Raw genomic sequence first — 19,473 nt, forward strand, 5'->3', positions numbered from 1 at the left:
CGGTGGCGTGCACCGCGCAGAATCCAACGCGTTCCGGAGGTGTCCGCCCGCATTCTTGACCGATCCCGGGGCCGCCGGCGGGGAGGCGTGGCGGCCCCGGGATCGGTCGGCGCCTGATGAGGGGAAGAGGCGGCGCCTTTCCGGGATGGTCTGCTGAGGGCGCCCCGGGCGCTACCGGAGGACGGCCCAGACGATCTTGCCGTAGGGAGCCAGCGGAGCCCAGCCCCAGCGGAGGCTGAGCGACTCGACGATGTGCAGGCCGAGGCCGCCGATGTCCAGCGGTGAGGGGTCGCGGAGCGCGGGGAAGCCCGATCCCGGGTCGTTGAGCGCGCAGGCGACGAGGCCGTCCCGGCGCAGCAGGGAGAGCCTGATCGGCTCCTTGGCGCGGGACTCTGCCAGCCGCAGGCCGTGTCTGAACGCGTTGGTGGCCAGCTCCGAGACGACCAGCTCCATGTTCTCGCTCAGCTCGGCGAGCTTCCAGCCGGTGAGGGTGCCCGTGGTGAAGCTGCGGGCGGAATGGACCGCCTCGGCCTGCGGCGGGAGCACGAAAGTGGCACTGGCCATGGCCGGTGTCCCGGAGAGGAGATCACGCGCCGCGTCGGGCCACCAGCCGACTGGGGGCCACCAGTCGAGCGCTGTCCATGACGTTCGGGGGGGCGCGGTTTGAGCGGACTGCACAGCGATCATCATGGTGCAAACTCATGTGCAGGTGCAAGAGCGAATGCACGTGCATAAGGGGTGTGCAACCGCTACGGTTACCCATGATTCGGCAATCCGGATGGAAAGGGGATCTTGTCCGCGGCTTGGGAATCCCATGCCGCAAAGTGACAGACTGTCGATCAGGAAAGCGAGCGAGGAGCGCACACGTGTCCATGGACCCGCCCGGTACCGGTTCCACTGTTCGGCGCATCATGCTCGGCGCAAGCCTGCGCCGCCTGCGTGAGGAGAAGGGGCTCGCCCGTGAGGTGGCCGGATTCCACATCCGGGCCTCCGAGTCCAAGATCAGCCGGATGGAGCTCGGCCGCGTCGGTTTCAAGACACGGGACGTGGAAGACCTGCTCACCCTGTACGGCGTGCTCGACGACGCGGAACGGCGCGGCCTGCTGGAGATGGTCCGCGAGGCGAACACCCCCGGCTGGTGGCACAAGTTCGGCGACCTGCTGCCGAACTGGTTCACCACCTACGTGGGGCTGGAGGAGGCGGCGAACGTGATCCGCACCTATGAGGTGCAGTTCGTTCCCGGCCTGCTGCAGACGTCCGCCTACGCGCGCACAGTGATCCGGTTGGGCTACCCGGACGTGCCGGAGGCGGAGATCGAGCGTCGTGTGCATATGCGTATGCAGCGGCAGGAACGCTTCACGAAGAAGAACGGCCCGCGCCTGTGGGCGGTCATCGACGAGGCGGCCCTGAAGCGGCCCATCGGAGGCAAGGAGATCATGCGTGAGCAGATCCAGCACCTGCTGGAGGTGGCCACGCTGCCCAACATCACCATCCAGGTGATGCCCTTCCGGTTCGGCATGCACGCGGCCGAGGGTGGTGCGTTCAGCATCTTGCGGTTTCCCGAGTCCGACCTGTCGGACGTCGTTTATGTCGAGCAGCTCTGGGGTGCCCTCTACCTGGACAAGCGTGAGGACATAGATCCGTACCTCACGGCCATGGAGCAGCTGTGCGTGGAAAGCACCACGCCCGGGGGCACCGCCGAGATCCTCGGCGACCTTCTCAGAGAGATCTAAATGGAGCAGACCTACAACGGCATGCCCGCCACGGAACTGGCCGGGGCCAGCTGGCGCAAGAGCCGTCACAGCAATTCACAGGGTAATTGCGTGGAGCTCGCTGAGCTGTCGGATGGCAGCATCGCGGTTCGGAACTCCCGTTTTCCCGATGGTCCAGCCCTGATCTACACCCGCGACGAGATCCGCGCGCTGGTGCTCGGGGTGAAGGATGGGGAGTTTGACAGCCTGATGGTGTAACACTGTTTTTACATCCGGCTCACCTCTTAACGTCGGTGCGCCGATGATGTAACGCAAGGAGCGTACGGATCGGGCAGATTCTGAGTCCCCGGAGTGACAGCGGGGCAGAGGAATTGGGGGCTCAGACCATGCTTGACCAGATGACCTTGTATCCCGTGGCCGATGATGTGCTGTTCGCGCCCGGGGGGCGTGTCGTGATCCGCACCTACGGCGTCGCCTCCGCGGCCGTGGGTGAGGGGGAGGTCGCCGCGGTTTCCTACCGGACATGGGTCACGGGGGTCCGTGACCAGCCCCGTTACTGGCGTTGGGGGCATTTCGAAGACGCCTGTCACGGCCATCGCAAGGTTCTGGAATGGCTCACCGGGCGGGGGCCGCGGCCGTGCGCCGCGGCCGCTTGACGGTATGGAGGGACGTGGTAGCCGTCGGCCTGGGGACCGACTGTCAGGGTGACGGCGGCGGCTGAGGCCGTGTGGCCGGCACCGGTGCCGGGTACGGTCGGTGACCGTACCCGGCCTTCCGCGTGGTGACGGCGCCGGGGGCCGGGCGCCGCGTGCGCCCTCCCGTGCCGGTGCGGCACGGGCCTTCCCGCGCGTGGCACCGCCCGCGCCACGCGCTCCGGCCTGTACGGCGTGCGGCTCCTCGGCTAGATTGCCAACCAAGCATTCGCTTGGGCCGAGGAGGCGCTTTCCGTGCGGCGAGGCATCTACCTGATCGAAGAGGTCGACTTCCGGCCGATGAACTCCCGTAAGCCGCTGGAGTACCTGACCTGGCTCACGCGCTACAAGAAAGAGGACGAGGCCCTCGGCGCCCCCGAGCTGACCAGGGGACTGTCGATCAGGTCGCGTGAGATCGACCTGGTGGGCGCCTTCTACGCCGTCGGCATCACCGGCCATCCGCAGTTCAGGGCCGTCACCCTCTGGGACTGCCACGGCGGCTGGGACGGCGGCTGGCGGCAGATGATGAACATCTATGACGGCGTGGACGACAGGCTCTTCCTGTCCGACATCGACGACCTGCGTTTCTCCGCCTTCTCCCGGCCGCTCGGCGCGGTGGCCGGCAGCCCGGCACTGGCCGACATCACCGCCGAGGGTTACGCGGCGCCGTTCTACCTGTTCGAGAGCGCCCAGGTGCGGCCCGGCGCGGCGCTGGACTACCTGGACGCGGTCCGGCGCGAGCGCGCGCCCGTCCTGGCCGACCACGGCCACCGGCCGATCGGCCTGTACGAGGTGCTGTTCTGCGACAGCGAGGTCGTCACCGTCTGGGGCACGTCGCTGGAGGACCATCTGGCGTTGCAGCGGGCCAGGGACGCCGCGCTCGGCCTGGACGACGAGGTGGAGCCGGACCCGCGGCTGCTCGACTGGCGCAGACGCTCCCGCGAATTCCTGGCCGGTCCGTGGCGGGAGACCCTGCTCGCGCCGTTCCCCGGCTCGCGGCTCTCACCGGTCTAGGCTCACGCGCCGTCTCCGGACCCGCGTGGCCCGGACCCGCGTGGCCCGGACCCGCGTGGCCCGGACCCGCGCGGCCCGGGTCCCGCCGCCTCGGGGCGGGGAGGGGCCGGGCCGCGCGACCGGGTCAGACGGGAGCGTTCCAGGTGAGGATGACCGGCTCCTCGCGCTCGTGGCCGAGCCGGGAGTAGGTGCCGGTGTCCAGGCGGAAGAGGCGGCCGTCCTCGGGCGGCAGGCCGAGCCAGCGGGCGCACAGCACCCGCAGGAAGTGCCCGTGGGCGACCAGCGCCACCTCGCCGTCGACCGCGCGGGCCCGGGCGATCACCCGGTCGGCGCGGGCGGCGACCTCCTGCGCGCTCTCGCCGGGGTGCTCGGCGTCGCCGGGGACGATCCCGTCGCGCCACAGGAACCAGCCGGGGCGGGTCTTGCGGATGTCGGGGGTGGTGATGCCCTCGTAGCCGCCGTAGTCCCACTCCCACAGGTCGGGGTCGGTGTCGTATTCCGTCAGGCCGGCCAGCTCGGCCGTCCGGCGGGCCCGCAGTGCGGGGCTGACCAGGGCGAGGTCGAACGTCCGGCCCTTGACCAGCGGGGCGAGGGCCCGCGCCTGGTTGTCGCCCTTGTCGGTCAGTGGCAGGTCGGTCCGTCCGGTGTGGCGCCCGTCCCGGCTCCACTCGGTCTCGCCGTGCCGCAGCAGAAGCATCTCGTTCATGATGACCCCATCATGCCGGTACGGCATGCGGTGACCGGTCAGCGCCCCGCGAGCTCCTCGGCGACCGGGGTGAAGGCGTCCAGATCGCGCTCGTGGTGGAGCACGAAGTAGGAGAGGTCATGGGTGTCGCGCCAGTAGCGGAGCTTGTCCACGATGTCCTGGCGGGTGCCGAGCAGCACCTGGGGGGTCTCGTCCTGCCGGGAGGAGTCGGCGGCGCTCCACGGCTCGTCCGGCCGGCGGACGCCGAGCTGCTGGATGCTCGTGCCGAGCTCGATCCGGTCGTAGCGGTCGGCGGCGGCCCGCCGTACCACGTCGACCTTGGCGAGGAACGCCTCCAGGCCGCCGTCCATGCTGTCGGGGCCGGTGCCGTCGGGCCGCACCCGCATGCCGAGGTTGATCACGTCGGCCTCGCGGGCGGCCAGCCCGAGCATGCGGGGGCCGCCGCCGCCGAGCAGCAGCCGGGGGTGGGGCCGGCGGACGGGCTTGGGGTGCTGGTCCAGATCGGTGATCCGGTAGTGCTCGCCGTGGAAGGTGAACGGGCCGTCCGCCCAGAGCCCCTTGAGCACGGTGACCGCCTCGGCCAGCCGGTCCACCCGGACCCCGGGCGGCTCCAGCGGCAGCCCGGCGCAGGTGTAGTCGGCGGCCATCCAGCCGGTGCCCAGCCCCAGCTCCAGGCGGCCCTCCGACAGCAGGTCGACGGTCGCCGCCTCCTTGGCGAGCACGGCCGGATGCCGGAAGTCGTTGGCGAAGACCAGGGTGCCGACCCGCAGGCGGTTGGTCGCGCAGGCGGCCGCGGTCATCGCCGCGACCGGCGCGAAACGGGGGCCGACAAGGTGGTCAGGGACGAGCAGCACGTCGAACCCCGAGCCTTCCAGGCGGCGCGCCTTGTCGGCCCAGGCCCTGGCCGACCCGGCCTCCCGGACCACGGCGGCGAACCGGAACGGGCGGTCCATCGGAACCCCCTCTGCCTAAGCTCAACAAGCGCTTGCTAAGTTTAGGTGCGCCGGGCGGCCGGGGGAACCCGGGAGCGGGGGCCGGCCTCGCCGGGCGGTCGCGACCGCCCGGCGAGGCCGGCGCCCACGGGCGGGGCGCCGCGTCCGGGTCGGTCCATGCATACCAAGCGCTTGCTTTATGGCGGTGCGAGGTCCGACACTGAGCCCATGGCTGACGACACCCCGGTCCGTGACGTGACCGACGACGAGGCCGCCTTCTTCAGGGACAACGGCTGGGTACGGCTGCCGCGCCTGGTCGACCCCGGTCACGTGGCCCTCCTCCGCGACCGGGCGCTGGGCCGCCTGCGGGAGCGCTCACAGGCCGTCACCTCCAAGGTGGACCGGGCGTTCGGCCAGTCCAGGGACATCGCGGAGACCGACCGGCACTTCAGGGAGGTGGCCCTCGCCCCGGCCCTCGGCCGCGGCGCCACCCGGCTGCTCCACGGGGTCGCCGGGGTCCGGGTCCAGGTGACGAACCTGCTGATCAAGGAGCCGGAGCGGGGCGGCCCCGGCGAGCACGGCCGCGGGCACCGGGCCGGGCACGGGGCCACCGAGTTCCACCAGGACTTCCCCTGGATGCCGATGGACCGCTCGGCCATGCTCACCGTCTGGCTGGCACTGGTGGACGTCCCCGCCGACATGGGCTCGCTGCGGTTCTACGGCGGTTCCCACCGCCACGGCCTGCTCGGCAGGTCCTTCACCCGCGACGGCGACGACCAGCTCAGCCAGCACTCCTGGCTGCGGGGGCTCGAACTGTCGCCCCCGCTGGACCTGGCCGCAGGGGACGCCACCGCGCACCACGCGCTGACCGTCCACGGCGCCGCCGCCAACCGCCGCGACACCGCCCGGCTGTCGTTCACCGTCACCTACTTCGACGCCGACGCCCTCTACACCGGCATGCCGTACCAGCAGACGGACGGTCTGGGCCTGACCGTCAACCGGCCCTTCGAGCACCCGAAGTTCCCGGTCGTCCCCCATGGGCGCTGAGCCGGTGGCGGGCACCGAGACGGTCAACGGCCCGGTCGCCGACCTCGGGGCGACGCTCATGCACGAGCACGTCTTCGGGCTCAGCCCGGAGATCCTGTGGAACTGGCCCGACATCCCCGAGGGCTGGGACCTCGAACGGCGCGCCCGTGAGGCGGCGGGGAAGCTGACCGAGCTCAAGCGCCACGGCATCGACTCGATCGTGGACCTCACGGTGATCGGGCTCGGCCGCTACGTGCCCGCCGTGCAGAGGGTGGCGGAGCTGACCGAGGTCAACATCGTGGTCGCCACGGGCCTGTACACCTACGACGCGCTCCCGCCCTACTTCGGCAACCGGGGGCCGGGCTCGCTGTTCGGCGGGCCCGACCGGCTGGCCGAGTTCTTCGTCAGGGACATCACCGAGGGCATCGGCCGCACCGGCGTGAAGGCGGGCATCCTCAAGTGCGCCTCCGACCACCAGGGCATGACGGAAGGCTGCGCGCGGGTCTTCCGCGCGGTCGCCGCGGCCCACCGGGCGACCGGGGTGCCGATCTCCACCCACTCCCACAGCGCCTCCGGCGGCGGCCTGCGGCAGCAGCGGCTGCTGGCGGAGGAGGGCGTGGACCTGACCCGGGTGATCATCGGGCACGCCGGGGACTCCACCGACCTCGCCTACCTGGAGGAGCTCATCGCGGGCGGCTCCTACCTGGGCATGGACCGCTTCGGCATCGAGACGATCAGCTCGTTCGAGGACCGGGTGGCCGTCGTCGCCGAGCTCGCCGCGCGCGGTCACGCCGGCCGCATGGTCCTGTCGCACGACTCCTACTGCTTCAACGACCGCTTCGACCACGACGTGGTACGGCGGCGCCACCCCAACTACCACCTGCTCCACATCTCCCGGGACGTGCTGCCCGAGCTCCGCAGGCGGGGCGTCACCGAGGAGCAGATCCGCCAGATGCTCGTCGGCAACCCCCGCGACATCTTCGCCCGGCGCGAGCCGTACTGACCGTGCCGGCAGCGCCGCGCCGGCCGCACCGAGAGGCATGTGAGGCATGTCATGATCACCGCTAACGACTTCGACGTCAGCGCGGCCTGGCACGTCGCCGCGCCGTACGACTTCCTGCGCGTGCTCCGCCGGGAGCGGCCGGTCTTCCGCAGCGAGCATCTGGGCGCCTACGTCATCACCCGGTACGAGGACGTGCGCGCCGCCTACGGCGATCCGCGGCGATTCTCCTCCGAGGGATCGTTGACGATCTCCCGCACCCTCTCCGAGGAGACCAGGCGGACGCTGGGCGAGCACGGCTCGTTCCTGTCCAGCTTCGTCGCCAACATCGACCCTCCCGCGCACACCCGGCTGCGCCGGTCGGTGTCGCGGGCCTTCACCCCCCGCGCGGTCGCCGCGATGCGCCGGCGCTTCAGCGACCTGAACGAGGAGCTGCTGGAGCGGGCCCTCCCCCGGGGCGGGGGCGACTTCGTCGCCGAGCTCGCCCACCCGCCGTCGGTCAAGCTCACCGCCCGCTTCATCGGCGTCCCCGAGGCGGACGAGGCGTTCGTCCAGGAGCGGGTGAAGGACTGGTTCCAGCTCTTCCTGTCGCCGCAGCCGGCCGAGCGCCAGCCCGTGCTGGCGGAGGGCTTCCTGACCTACCTGGACTACGTCGACAAGCTGGTCGCCGCCCGCGCCGCCGAGCCGCGGGACGACTTCGTGTCGCTGATGGCCTCGCTGATCGGCACCGAGCTGTCGCACCGCGAGGTCGTCGAGCTGATCTCCACGATCCTGCTCGGCGGCAACGACACCGTGCCCAACCAGCTCGGCAACAGCGTGCTGCGGCTGCTGCGCGAGGGGGCCTGGCCCGTCCCGCCCGCCATGGTCCAGAGCGCGGTCGAGGAGTGCATGCGCATCGACGGGGCCAGCCTCGGCTCCTTCCGCCACACCACGACGGACGTCGAGATGCACGGCGTCACCATCCCCGCCGGCTCGCTCTGCCTGCTGTCCACCGACTCCGCGGCGCACGACGAGACCGTTTTCACCGAGCCCGAGCGGTTCCGGATCGACCGCCGCAACGCCGACGCGCACATGACGCTGGGGTACGGCATCCACTTCTGTGTCGGCGCCGCGCTCGCCCGCCTCCAGCTCCGCACCGCCCTGGAGGTGCTCGGCCGCCGCCTGCCGGGGCTGCGCCTGGCGCCGGGCGGGCCGATCGCCTACCGCGCCTCGATCGTCGGCCGGGGCCTGAGCGCGCTGCACGTGGAGTGGTGACGCGCTCCGGCGGCAGGGTCCCGCCGGTCACCGGGGAAGTCCCGCCGCCGGGGCGGCGCGGCGCGCCCGGAGCGGCCCGCCGGGCACGCGATCGAGGAACGGGAGCGTGAGAAGCTGGGCCTGTGACGATATCTGTGGGGTTGGTGGGCGCGGGGCCCTGGGCGGAGATGGTGCACGCGCCGATGCTGGCGGCCGGACCGGACACGCGCCTGGCGGGCGTGTGGGCGCGGCGTCCCCAGGCGGCCGCGAGGTTCGGCGTCCCGGTCTTCGAACGCGTCGAGGAGCTGTTCGACAACTGCGAGGCGGTCGCCTTCTCGGTGCCGCCCGCCGTACAGGCCGAGCTGGGCGTGCTCGCCGCCAAGGCGGGCAAGGCGCTGCTGCTGGAGAAGCCGCTCGCGGCCGACCTCGACGGGGCACGGCGGCTGGCCGAGGCGGTCGGCGAGGCGGGAGTGGCCTCGCAGATGGTCCTCACCTGGCGTTACTCCGCCGCCACCCGGTCCTTCCTGGCGCGGGTCTCGGCCATCGAGCCGTTCGGCGGGCACGCCGCCAACATCTCCGGGGCGCTGCTCGGCGGCGACTTCGCCACCCCGTGGCGGCTGGAGCGCGGCGCGATCCTCGACGTCGGCCCGCACATGATCGACATGCTGGACGCCGCGCTCGGCCGTGTCACCGGGGTGCGCGCCCACGGCAACCCGCTGGGCTGGGTCGGCCTGCTGCTGGAGCACGAGACGGGCGCGGTGAGCGAGGCCTCGCTGTGCATGAGCGTGCCGGGTCAGACGCCGCCCTCCACCGTGGACGTCTACGGCCGGCTGGGCCGGGAGTCCATCACCGGCGACCAGCTCGGCCCGGACGTCTTCGCCGTCATGCTCGCGGAGTTCGCCGAGACCGTGCGCGGAGGTGGGGGCCACCCCCTCGACGCCGCGCACGGCCTGCGCCTCCAGGAGATCATCGCCGCCGCGGAGAAGCAGCTCGGCTAGCTCGGCCGGCCGCACCGGCCACAGCGGCCACAGCGGTCGAGCACAGCCGGCGCGAACCCTTGACGCCGGAGTGTTCAGGAGGATTGATAACGTTTGTCCGACGCGCAGCGCGTAGCGAAGTCCGGTGTGAGTCCGGCGCTGTCCCGCAACTGTCATGGTCCCCACGGGCCGAGCCAGGTCGCCTTCCGCTGCGCCGACGCCGTCAACCCTCGTGGAAAAGGGTGATCCGTCCTTGTCTCGGGTCTCTCGGTTCCGGTAACTGAAAGGACCTCGCTTTGAGGCCCGTACGTACCGCCTTCGCCGGCGCGCTGCTCGGTGTGCTGGCCCTGGCCGGATGCGGTCAGAGCCCCGCCCCCGCCCCCTCGGACGCGTCCGCCCCCGGCGCGTCCCCGGCGTCCTCGGGCGCCGCTGACTTCCCCGTCACGGTGGAGGCGGGCAACGGCCCGGTCGCCATCGCCAAGCGGCCCGAGCGGATCGTCTCGCTGTCGCCCACCGCCACCGAGACCCTGTTCGCCGTCGGGGCCGGACCCCAGGTCGTCGCGGTCGACGACCAGTCGAACCACCCCGCCGAGGCGCCGAAGACCGACCTGTCGGGCTTCAAGCCGAACGCGGAGGCGATCATCGCCCAGAAGCCCGACCTGGTGGTGCTCGCCAACGACAGCGACGGCATCGTGGCCAAGCTGACCAAGGTCAACGTCCCGGTGCTGCTGGAGCCCTCGGCCGCCAAGCTCGACGAGACCTACGACCAGATCGCCGACCTCGGCACGGCCACCGGCAACAAGGCCAAGGCCGAGGAGGTCGTGGCCGGGATGAAGCAGGAGATGGGCCGGCTCATGGCGACCGTGCCCACGGACAAGAAGCTCACCTTCTACCACGAGCTGGACTCCACGCCCTACTCGGTCACCTCCACCACCTTCATCGGCCAGATCTACGGCATGTTCGGCCTGGCCAACATCGCCGACAAGGCCCCCGACCCGGCCGGCGGCTATCCCAAGCTCTCCGCCGAGTTCGTCGCCCAGGCCGACCCGGACCTCATCTTCCTGGCCGACACCAAGTGCTGCGCCCAGTCCAAGGACACCCTCGCCAAGCGCCCCGGCTGGTCCAAGCTGTCGGCCCTCAAGAACGACCGGGTCGTCGCCCTCGACGATGACATCGCCTCCCGCTGGGGCCCGCGTGTGGTGGACCTGGCCAAGCAGGTCGGCGAGGCCGTGCAGAAGGCCGCGACCGAATAAGTGACCGGTCTCTCTCGCTCCGGCGGCCCCGGCCGGGCGGACGGTCCCCCGGCCGGGGCCTCGGCCTCCGGCGGCTCCGGCGGTTTCGGCGGTTCCGGCGGTTCCGGCCCGGCGGACGGTCCCCCGGCGGGGGCGGACGCCGCGCCGGTGGGGACCCCGCTCCCGGACGCCGGTGCTCTCCCGGACACCGGTGCGGCGGGGCGCGGCGCGCGGGCCGGCCGCCCGGTACGGCGGGCCGCCGGGGTCCGCCCGGCGGCGGCGCTGGCGGCCTCGGCCCTCCTGCTGGCGAGCATGCTCGCCGCCCTGCTGATCGGCGCGGCGGACATCGCGCCGGAGAGGGTGGCGCTGCAACTGCTCGACTGGCTGCCGATCGTCTCGGCCGACTCGGGGCTGGCGCCGGTCGAGCAGGGCCTGCTGTGGGAGCTCCGGCTGCCCAGGGTCCTGCTGGCCGCGATCGTCGGCGGGCTGCTGGCCGTCGCGGGCGCCGCCTACCAGGGCGTCTTCCGCAACCCGCTGGCCGACCCCTACCTGCTGGGGGCCGCCGCGGGAGCCGGTCTCACCACCACGGCGGCGATCGTGTTCATGAAAGGCGACGACCAGGCCCTCGTCATCCCGGCCGCCGCGTTCGCGGGGGCCGTCGGCGGTGTCCTGCTCGCCTACGCGCTGGGCAACGTCGCGGGCCGGGGCGGCGGCACCGCCACGCTGGTCCTGGCCGGCGTGGCCGTCACCTCCTTCCTCACCGCCGTCCAGACCTTCCTGCAGCAGCTCAGGGTGGAGGAGCTCCAGCGCATCTACGCCTGGATCCTCGGCGACGTCGGCGGCGGCTGGAGCCAGATCGGGCTGGCCGCCCCGTACGCCGCCGCCTCGGTGGTGGTCATGCTGCTCCACGGCAGGCTGCTCGACGTGCTCTCGGTCGGCGACGACGAGGCCGGCAGCCTCGGCCTCAACGTCGCCCGCGTCCGGCTCGTCGTGCTGCTGGCCGCCTCCCTGGCCACCGCCTCGGCCGTCGCGGTCAGCGGGCTGATCGGTTTCGTCGGCATCGTGGTCCCGCACGTGGTCCGGCGGCTGGCCGGGGGCTCCTACCGGAGCGTGCTCCCGCTCTCGCTGATCGGCGGCGCCGCCTTCCTCGTCCTCGCCGACCTGATCGCCCGGACCGTGCTGGCCCCGGCCGAGCTGCCCATCGGTGTGGTCACCGCCTTCGTCGGCGCGCCGTTCTTCGTCGCCGTGCTGCGGATGACCAGGCGGGTGGAGACATGAGCCACGTCAGGGTGAGGGACCTCACCGTCGTCCTGGACCGGCGCAGCGTGCTGTCCGGCGTCGACTTCGAGGTGCGCGGCGGCGACTGGCTGGCCGTCATCGGGGCCAACGGCGCCGGCAAGTCCACGCTGCTCAAGGCGCTCGCCGGGGTGCTGCCGTGCTCCGGGGAGGTGCTCGTCGACGGCGGGCCCGTCCGCCGGCTCGGCCCCAGGGACCGGGCCCGGCTGCTCGCCTACGCCCCCCAGGCCCCGGCGCTCCCGGTCGACATGACCGTCTTCGACTACGCCCTACTGGGGCGCACGCCGTACATCCCCTATCTGGGCCGGGAGAGCCGCCGCGACCGTGAGGTGACGGCGTCGGTGCTGGAGCGGCTCGACCTGTCGCCGTTCGCCTCGCGCACGCTCGGGCGCCTGTCCGGCGGCGAGCGCCAGCGCGTCGTGCTGGCCAGGGCGCTGGCCCAGCAGGCCCCCGTGCTCCTGCTCGACGAGCCCACCACCGCGCTGGACCTGGGACACCAGCAGCAGGTCCTGGAGCTGCTCGACCGCCTCCGCCTGGCCGACGGGCTGACGGTGGTCACGACCCTGCACGACCTGAGCCTCGCCGGCCAGTACGCCGACTCGATGATGCTGATCGCCGGCGGCCGGGTGGCGGCCTCCGGCGCCCCGGCCGAGGTGCTGACGGAGAGACTGATCGGCGAGCACTTCGACGCCCGCGTCCGCGTCGGGACCGGCGCCGGCGGCAGACCCGAGGTCCACCTGGAGCGCCCGTGAAGCTGAGCCATCGCGAGGAGGACGGGGCCCGGCTGGCCTCGCTGCTGTGGGAGTTCGGCCCCGGCTGGCGGGCGATCTCCTCGGCGATGGTCGGCGGCGGCATCGGCCCGCTGGAGTGGGTGCTCAACGCCCAGGTGGTCGGCGGCTACTCGCGGATGGACCCGGTGGAGCACATCCTTGAGATGGCCCCGCCGGGGCCCGGCGTCGGCATGCTGACCGCGGCCGCGGTCGACCGGTTCACCCGCTCGGCCGACGGGGGAGTGGAGGCGGCGGCGACCGTCGGCCTGCGCGTCCCCACCTGGGCCGCCGCCCCCGAGGGCGCCGCGGACCCCGAGCTGGCGCCGATGTATCTGCCGGGCACCGTCAACATCGTCGTCGCCGTGCCGGTCGCGATGAGCGACGCCGCCCTGGTCAACACGGTCATGACGGTGACCGAGGCCAAGTCCCAGGCGCTGCTGGAGACCGGCTTCCCCGGCACGGGCACCGCCTCCGACGCGGTCTGCGTGGCCGTGCGCGCCGACGGCCCCGAGGAGCTGTTCGGCGGGCCCCGGTCCGTCTGGGGTGCCCGCGTCGCCCGCGCGGTCCATGACGCGGTACGGCGGGGCGCACATGACTGGACGAATCGTGATAGTTCAACTACATGGAGTGAGGAAATTATGGAAAGTGGCATCTGAGAGGGGCGGAGAGTCCCGATACTGGGGCGGTGATCGCCAAGAAGCTCGACCGATCTGCCGCGCAGACGGTTCTGCCGGGCAGGCCGCCGTTCACCGTCGCCGATCTCCTCGGGTTCCCCGATGACGGCAACCGGTACGAACTCTTCGACGGCTGCCTTCTCGTGAGCCCGCCCCCCACCCCCGTCCACCAGCTCGTGACCATGCGCCTGCTCTGCGTCCTGGAGGACGCGGCGCCGCCGGAGCTCCAGCCGCTCTCCCGGATCAACCTGCGTGTCGACAAGGGCGACCTCCTCATCCCGGATGTCGCCGTCGTGCCGAGCGGGCTGGTCGACGACACCGAGGCGGCCTTCTCCCCGCAGGACGTGCTGCTCGCCGTCGAGGTGGTGAGCCCGCACACGCGCAGGCGCGACCGGGCCATGAAGCCCAGCGCCTACGCCGACGCCCGCATCCCGTTCTACTGGCGGGTGGAGCCCTCCGAAGGGCCGACGATCTACATCCACGAGCTCGACGGAGACGGCTACCGGCTCGTCCAGAAGTGCGGCGCGGGGCGGGTCGCCACCGTCACCGGTCCCTTCGGGGCGAGCCTCGACCCCGCCGCGCTCCTGCGCCCGCGCGGCTGACCGGGGCCGTCACCGCGTCCGCCGGAGCGAGCCGTCCTCCGCGACCGTGACGCCGTAGTCGGTGAGCGCGCCCAGCGCGGTGATCCGGCCCGCCCTGAGGTCGGCCTCGATCTCGCCGAGCGGGCGGTCGTACGGCGAGCCGATGCCCCCGCCTCCCGTCGTCTCGATCACGAACGCCTCCCCGGCGGTGAACAGGGCGTTGTTCACCTTGGAGCCGAGGCGTTCGAGCGAGCCGTCCGGGCGCCGCCGGTAGAAGCCGCCGACCCGCCCCGGCAGGCCGCCCGAACGGCCGGGCGGGGGGTTGCGCAGCCGGTCGCCCCGGGTGGTGACGTGGGCGTCGGCCAGGAAACGGATCACCGTCCGGGAGCCCAGCCCGCCGCGGTGGCGGCCGGGCCCGCCCGAGTCGGGGACGGTCTCCACCGACTCCACGACCAGCGGGCAGCGGGTCTCGACCGGCTCGGCCTGGGGGACCGAGTTGCGGCCGATGCCGAAGTGGACGCCCGTCGCGTCCGGGCCGTCCTTGCCCTGACGGGCGCCCACCCCGCCGAAGTCGTAGGACAGATGGATCCAGTACGGCGCCCGCACGGCCGCGATGGAGAAGGGCTGCAGGATCCCGCTCGCCGCGATCGCCCGCTCCGGCACCGCCTCCGACAGCGCCTGGAAGATCGCCTCCATCGCCGCGTAGATGGGCACGAACCGGCCGCCGCAGGGGTAGGGGGAGCAGGCGTTCAGCAGCGAGCCCGGCGGCAGCCGCACCTCGATCGCCCGCAGGCAGCCGTCGTTCATCGCGATGGCCGGGTCCAGGAAGCACCGCACCGCGAACACCGCCGCGGCCAGCGACTGCGAGGCCGAGGAGTTGATCGCCGCGGGGACCTGCGGGCCGGTGCCCGCGAAGTCCAGCACGGCCCCCGCGCCGGGCTCCAGGGTGACCGCGACCCGGACGGTGTGCGGGACACCGGTGTCGATGCCGTCGTCGTCGATCAGGTAGTCGGCCTCGTAGCGGCCGGCGGGGAGCGTGGCCAGGGCGGCGCGGGTCCTCGCCTCGGTGTGGTCCAGGTAGTCGTCGATCCCCCGTGCGAGCCCGGCCGGGCCGTACTCGGCGACCAGTGCCTCCATCCTGGCGGCGGCGACCGCGGTGCCCGCGATGAGGGCCCGCACGTCGCCCATGACCTTGTCCGGGGTCCGGCTGTTGGCCCGCAGGATCGCCTCGACGGTGGGCTCGACGCCCCGCGCGGTGGCCAGCCTGACGGGGGGCAGCTGCAGGCCCTCCAGGAAGACGTCGGTGGCCAGCGGTGCCATGCCGCCCGCCGACAGGCCGCCGAGATCCGAGACGTGGATCATCGTGGCGGTGAAGTAGGCGGGGACGCCCTCGACGAAGACCGGCCGGTAGACGAGCAGGTCGTTGGTGTGCACGCCGCCCCGGTAGGCGTCGTTGAGCACGAACACCTCGCCGGGGCGCATGGTCCCGGCGGGGATGTCCGCCAGCAGCTCCGGCAGCGCGACCTTCAACGCCATGCTGTTCATGAGCGTGGTGGCCATCGACTGCGCGACCAGGCGCCCGCCGGCGTCGAGGATCGCCGCCGACGCGTCCGACCCCTCCACGATGAACGTGGAGTAGGCCGAGCGCACCACCACGATGCCGGCCTCCTCGGCGGCCACCACCAGCGCGTTCCGCAGCACCTCGGCGGTGAGCGCGTCCGGGGCGCCGCTCATCGGCCCGTCCTGGTGAGGATCACGGCCATGGCCTCGGCGAGCCGGGCCGTCCACCCCGGCGGGATCACGATCGTCGACTCGGCGTCCTCGACGATCGCCGGTCCGGAGACCTCCTCCAGGCGGGCCCGGGTGAACACCGGCACCTCCACGTATCCGTCCGTCTCGGGGAAGTAGGCCGGCCGGCTCGTCACGGGACCCGTGCCGGGGCGGCCTGCGCCCGCCGGCCCGCCGGCCGCCCGGGGGGCGTGGCGGCCGGCGGGGACGGGCGGGCCGGACGTGTGGCGGGCGGCCTGGGTGAGGCGGACGCGGTAGCTGACGATCTCCGTCGGGCCCTCCTGGGCGATGCCGTACACCTGCCGGTAGCGGGCGGAGAAACGGCCGGCCAGCTCGGCGGGCGAGTCGGACCAGGGGACGGTCAGCTCGTGGGCCTGGCCGACGAAGCGGAGGTCGGCCGAGCGCGTGACGGACACGCCGGGGGAGTCCGGGGAGAGGCCGAGATCGAGGGCGGCGGCCGCGGCGAGGTCGGCGAAGACCTGCGCGGGGTCGGCGTCCAGGGCCGACAGGACGCGGTCGGTGGACAGGTCGCCGGTCAGCAGGCCGGCCGCCGAGCCGACGCCGCAGCGGGCCGGGACGTGCACGGTGGAGATGCCGAAGCGGGCGGCGACCCGGGCCGCGTGCATGGGGCCCGCGCCGCCGAAGGCGACCATGACGGACCCCGCCGGGTTGATGCCGCGCTGCACGGTGACCACGTGCACGGCCGACCCCATCGAGGCGTTGGCGATCTCGTGGACCGCGTGCGCGGCCTCGGCTCTGGACACCCCCAGCGGTCCGGCCAGGTGCTGGTCGACGGCCTTGCCGGCGAGCTCCGGGGACAGCGGCACCGTCCCCCCGGCGAAGGAGGCGGGATCGAGGTAGCCGAGCACCAGGTTGGCGTCGGTCACCGTCGGCTCCCCGCCGCCCAGGCCGTAACAGGCCGGACCGGGCTCGGAGCCCGCCGACCTCGGCCCGACCCGCAGGGCGCCGGCCGGGTCCAGCCAGGCGACGCTGCCCCCTCCGGCGCCCACCTCCGCCAGGTCGACGGCGGGGGTCTTGATCGGCACCCCGGTCCCGGCCCGGCGGCCGCCGAAGCTGCCCTTCCCGCCGACGTGGAACTCGTGGGTGATCTCCGGCCTGCCGTCCCTGATCACGCAGGTCTTGGCCGTCGTCCCTCCCATGTCGAAGGAGATCACGTCCGGGTACCCGGACGCCGCGGCGGCCAGCACCCCGGCCGCGGGCCCGGACTCGATCGTGGCCACCGCCCGGCGCGCGGCCAGCTCGGCCGACATCACGCCGCCGCCGGAGTCCATGACGTGCACCGGGGCGGTGATCCCGAGTCCGGCCAGCCGCGCGCTCAGCCGCCGCAGGTATCCCGTCATCACCGGCCCGACGTAGGCGGACATGATGGTCGTGGTCGCCCGCTCGTACTCGCGCAGCTCCGGCCAGACCTCCGAGGAGATCACCACGGTCGGGACCACGGCCCCGAGGATCTCCGCGACCCGTCGCTCGTGGGCCGGGTTGGCGTAGGAGTGCAGCAGGCAGACGGCGACCGCCGTGACGCCCCGCCGGGCGATCTCCGCGCCGACCCGGGCCACGGCCGCCTCGTCCAGCGGCCGCAGCACCTGGCCGCGGCTGCCGATCCGCTCGGGCACCTCGAAGCAGTCCTCGGCCGCGACCGGCGGCGCGGGCGGGTCGAACCGGAGGTCGTAGCGGTCCTCCTCCACCCGGGCGTACCGGCCGAGGGGGATCGCCGAGCGGAAGCCCAGGGTCGTGACGTAGGCGACCCGGACGCCGCGCCGCTCCAAGACCGCGTTGGTGGCCAGCGTGGTGGCGTGCACGACCCTGGTCACCGCCGACGGGTCGGTACGGCCCAGCACCGCGGTGACCGCGGCGACGATCCCGTCGGCGGGATCGTCGTGGGTGCTCAGGCACTTGGCGACGGTCATCTCGCCGTCCGGCCCGCTGAGCACCGCGTCCGTGAACGTCCCGCCGACGTCGACCCCGATCGAGTGGCTCACCGGCCCTCCCCGTCCGGCGGGCCGCCGGGCCCGCCCGTCCGCCCGCCCATGGGATCCCCGCCCCGGGGGCGGGACCCGCCTCCGCCGCCGTGCTCGCCCGCCCGCCGGTCCGTCCGCCCGCTCCGCTCACTCACGGAGCGCAGATTATTTCCCCTAGCAAGCGCTTGTCTATCCGTCATCCTATTGACTTCTGCACTACGGTTGCCACGCTGTCCTTATCCCCCTTTGGGAGTGGCGATGCGGCGGTCCGGATCTGCTCTGACGCTCCTCGGCGGCCTGGTGCTGGCGGTCGCCGCGACCGCCCCTGCGCTGGCCCACGAGCATCCCAGCGGGATCACCGATCTGGTGACCCCCGCGGTCGTCCGGATCGAGGCGGAGGCGCACGTCGACATCACCCTGCTGGACCACATCGGCGAGCTGGTCCACGTGGAGCGGAGCTACAAGGTGCCCATCGGCAGCGGCACCGGGACCGTCGTCAACCCCGAAGGCGGCGTCGTCACCCTCACCCGGGTGGTCAAGACCGGCAAGGACGTCGCGGTCTACGCCGCCAACAAGATCTTCGCCGAGCACCACAAGGTCAAGATCCCCCTGGACTTCGAGCGGCACACGGTCAAGGACGACCAGCTCAACCGCCATCTGCAGGAGTGCTACCCGCCCAAGCAGCCCACGGCGACCTGCATCGTCGACGTCACCACCGAGATCCGCGTCTTCCCCAACATCTCCCCGGCGGACAAGGAGGGGTTCAAGGCCGAGATCGTCCATGCCGACCCCAGGCCCGACGGCCCCGCCGTGCTGATGCCCGTCGGGCGTGCCGACGGCGGCGCGGGCCTGCCCACGGCGCCGCTCGCGGCGGCGGTCCCCGACAAGGAGGGCTCGCCGGTGGCGGTCGCCGGATTCACCGGGCGGCCCGCGGCCGACCTGCCGGAGACCGTCGACATCGCGCACCTGCGCGCCGGGGGCGCCGGTGAGGGCGGCCGGCGGTTCAAGGACCCCGAGAACAAGGTCGACGAGCCGCGGAAGCTGGGCGCCCTCGTCGACAGGGGGCTGCTCGGCGGGCCGGTGATCGAGGACAAGAAGGGCGAGGTCGTCGGGCTGCTGATCGGCGGCGGCCGGGACGGCCGGATGATCGGCGTCCGGGAGATCGCCAAGGCGCTGGCCGAGGCCAGGATCACACCCCGGCGCGGCCCGATCGACGCCGCCTTCGAGCAGGCGCTGACCCGCTTCCACACCAAATACTACGGCGACGCCGTGCCCGCCTTCCAGCGCGTCCTGGAGCTGTATCCCGGGCACACCGTGGCGGCGGCGCACCTGAAGACGTCCCAGCTCAAGCGGGGCACCGCCGAGGACGAGGGGACCAGGAGAGCGGCGGCCGCCACCGAGGACGAGGGCGCCGGGCCGCCGCTGTGGCCGTTGCTGGCCGCCGGCGGCGTGCTGGTGGCGGCCGTGGTGGCCGGCGCGCTGCTGCTGTGGAGGCGCAGGTCCCCGCCGGAGCCGGTGGAGGGCGGCTCCGGAGCGAGCCGGGGCGGGGACACCCGGCCCGGGGAGGCCGGCCCGCCGCCGCCCGCGCTCCGCCGTCCGGCGCCCGGCGAGACGGCCGACCCCACGGTCGTGGTCAGCCGCTCCTTCCCCGCCCTGCCCAAGACCTCCGGCACCTCGCCCGGCCGGCCCGTGCTGGTCGCGCGAGATCCCGGCGCCAGACCCGCCGACCCGGCCGCCCACGGGCAGCCCGACGTCAGGGCCGCCGACCCGGCCGGCCAGAAATACTGCACCGCCTGCGGGATGCGGCTGGGCCCCGCGCACCGCTTCTGCGGTTACTGCGGCCACCCCTCCGAGACGTGAC

The 19,473-nt window shown here is 73.1% G+C and carries 19 protein-coding genes; 14 read left to right on the forward strand and 5 right to left on the reverse strand.

Features of this window, described 5'->3' with window-relative positions:
* Positions 1-171: 171 nt before the first annotated feature.
* Complete coding sequence (locus J2S55_RS04100) at positions 172-564, reverse strand: ATP-binding protein (RefSeq protein WP_306857391.1); 393 nt, start codon at positions 562-564, stop codon at positions 172-174.
* A 308-nt stretch (positions 565-872) separates the two neighbouring features.
* On the opposite strand from J2S55_RS04100, the gene J2S55_RS04105 reads away from it, so the two are divergent.
* From J2S55_RS04105 to J2S55_RS04120, 4 genes are all read left to right on the forward strand, one after another.
* On the forward strand, positions 873-1,733 hold the full coding sequence (locus tag J2S55_RS04105; protein ID WP_470095875.1) for a Sco1979 family transcriptional regulator: 861 nt from the start codon (positions 873-875) through the stop codon (positions 1,731-1,733).
* On the forward strand, positions 1,734-1,970 hold the full coding sequence (locus J2S55_RS04110) for a DUF397 domain-containing protein (RefSeq protein ID WP_306857394.1): 237 nt from the start codon (positions 1,734-1,736) through the stop codon (positions 1,968-1,970).
* Between the two features lie 128 nt (positions 1,971-2,098).
* The gene (locus J2S55_RS04115) at positions 2,099-2,368 is read left to right on the forward strand and encodes a hypothetical protein (RefSeq protein ID WP_306857396.1); all 270 of its coding nucleotides are present in this window, start codon (positions 2,099-2,101) and stop codon (positions 2,366-2,368) included.
* 291 nt (positions 2,369-2,659) lie between these two features.
* A complete protein-coding gene (locus tag J2S55_RS04120) occupies positions 2,660-3,418 on the forward strand; it encodes an NIPSNAP family protein (RefSeq protein ID WP_306857398.1) in 759 nt (252 codons plus the stop codon).
* Between the two features lie 124 nt (positions 3,419-3,542).
* On the opposite strand, the gene J2S55_RS04125 is transcribed toward J2S55_RS04120, so the two are convergent.
* Together J2S55_RS04125 and J2S55_RS04130 are read right to left on the reverse strand one after the other, a co-directional pair.
* On the reverse strand, positions 3,543-4,124 hold the full coding sequence (locus J2S55_RS04125) for a histidine phosphatase family protein (protein ID WP_306857399.1): 582 nt from the start codon (positions 4,122-4,124) through the stop codon (positions 3,543-3,545).
* Between the two features lie 38 nt (positions 4,125-4,162).
* Positions 4,163-5,077: a TIGR03621 family F420-dependent LLM class oxidoreductase gene (locus tag J2S55_RS04130; protein ID WP_306857400.1), complete on the reverse strand. Its 915-nt coding sequence runs from the start codon at positions 5,075-5,077 to the stop codon at positions 4,163-4,165.
* A gap of 207 nt (positions 5,078-5,284) precedes the next feature.
* Between J2S55_RS04130 and J2S55_RS04135 the strand changes: the two genes are divergently transcribed.
* The 9 genes from J2S55_RS04135 to J2S55_RS04175 all read left to right on the forward strand — a co-directional run bounded on the left by J2S55_RS04135 (position 5,285) and on the right by J2S55_RS04175 (position 13,866).
* Entirely contained in the window at positions 5,285-6,103 is an 819-nt protein-coding gene (locus J2S55_RS04135; protein ID WP_306857402.1) for a phytanoyl-CoA dioxygenase family protein, read from the forward strand.
* Complete coding sequence (locus J2S55_RS04140; protein WP_306857403.1) at positions 6,093-7,085, forward strand: phosphotriesterase family protein; 993 nt, start codon at positions 6,093-6,095, stop codon at positions 7,083-7,085. Before J2S55_RS04135 ends, J2S55_RS04140 begins: the two co-directional genes overlap by 11 nt.
* Before the next feature lie 51 nt (positions 7,086-7,136).
* Positions 7,137-8,336: a cytochrome P450 gene (locus J2S55_RS04145; protein WP_306857404.1), complete on the forward strand. Its 1,200-nt coding sequence runs from the start codon at positions 7,137-7,139 to the stop codon at positions 8,334-8,336.
* A 122-nt stretch (positions 8,337-8,458) separates the two neighbouring features.
* Positions 8,459-9,313, forward strand: coding sequence for a Gfo/Idh/MocA family protein (locus J2S55_RS04150; RefSeq protein ID WP_306857405.1), 855 nt, complete (start codon positions 8,459-8,461; stop codon positions 9,311-9,313).
* Positions 9,314-9,588: 275 nt separating this feature from the next.
* A complete protein-coding gene (locus tag J2S55_RS04155) occupies positions 9,589-10,545 on the forward strand; it encodes an ABC transporter substrate-binding protein (RefSeq protein ID WP_306857406.1) in 957 nt (318 codons plus the stop codon).
* A 291-nt stretch (positions 10,546-10,836) separates the two neighbouring features.
* Entirely contained in the window at positions 10,837-11,802 is a 966-nt protein-coding gene (locus J2S55_RS04160; protein WP_306858556.1) for a FecCD family ABC transporter permease, read from the forward strand.
* Entirely contained in the window at positions 11,799-12,572 is a 774-nt protein-coding gene (locus J2S55_RS04165; protein WP_306857407.1) for an ABC transporter ATP-binding protein, read from the forward strand. Before J2S55_RS04160 ends, J2S55_RS04165 begins: the two co-directional genes overlap by 4 nt.
* Positions 12,569-13,246, forward strand: a complete 678-nt coding sequence (locus J2S55_RS04170; RefSeq protein ID WP_306857408.1) for an adenosylcobinamide amidohydrolase — start codon at positions 12,569-12,571, stop codon at positions 13,244-13,246. The genes J2S55_RS04165 and J2S55_RS04170 overlap by 4 nt, the downstream gene beginning before the upstream one ends.
* A gap of 29 nt (positions 13,247-13,275) precedes the next feature.
* Positions 13,276-13,866, forward strand: a complete 591-nt coding sequence (locus J2S55_RS04175; RefSeq protein WP_306857410.1) for a Uma2 family endonuclease — start codon at positions 13,276-13,278, stop codon at positions 13,864-13,866.
* 9 nt (positions 13,867-13,875) lie between these two features.
* Here J2S55_RS04175 and J2S55_RS04180 read toward each other — a convergent pair whose 3' ends face one another.
* Both J2S55_RS04180 and J2S55_RS04185 read right to left on the reverse strand, forming a co-directional pair.
* On the reverse strand, positions 13,876-15,579 hold the full coding sequence (locus J2S55_RS04180) for a hydantoinase B/oxoprolinase family protein (RefSeq protein ID WP_306857412.1): 1,704 nt from the start codon (positions 15,577-15,579) through the stop codon (positions 13,876-13,878).
* Positions 15,576-17,633, reverse strand: coding sequence for a hydantoinase/oxoprolinase family protein (locus J2S55_RS04185; RefSeq protein WP_306857413.1), 2,058 nt, complete (start codon positions 17,631-17,633; stop codon positions 15,576-15,578). Before J2S55_RS04185 ends, J2S55_RS04180 begins: the two co-directional genes overlap by 4 nt.
* Before the next feature lie 237 nt (positions 17,634-17,870).
* Between J2S55_RS04185 and J2S55_RS04190 the strand changes: the two genes are divergently transcribed.
* Positions 17,871-19,472, forward strand: coding sequence for a zinc ribbon domain-containing protein (locus J2S55_RS04190; RefSeq protein ID WP_306857415.1), 1,602 nt, complete (start codon positions 17,871-17,873; stop codon positions 19,470-19,472).
* Position 19,473: the final 1 nt, after the last annotated feature.

It is taken from the genome of Streptosporangium brasiliense, from assembly GCF_030811595.1.
GTDB lineage: Bacteria > Actinomycetota > Actinomycetes > Streptosporangiales > Streptosporangiaceae > Streptosporangium > Streptosporangium brasiliense.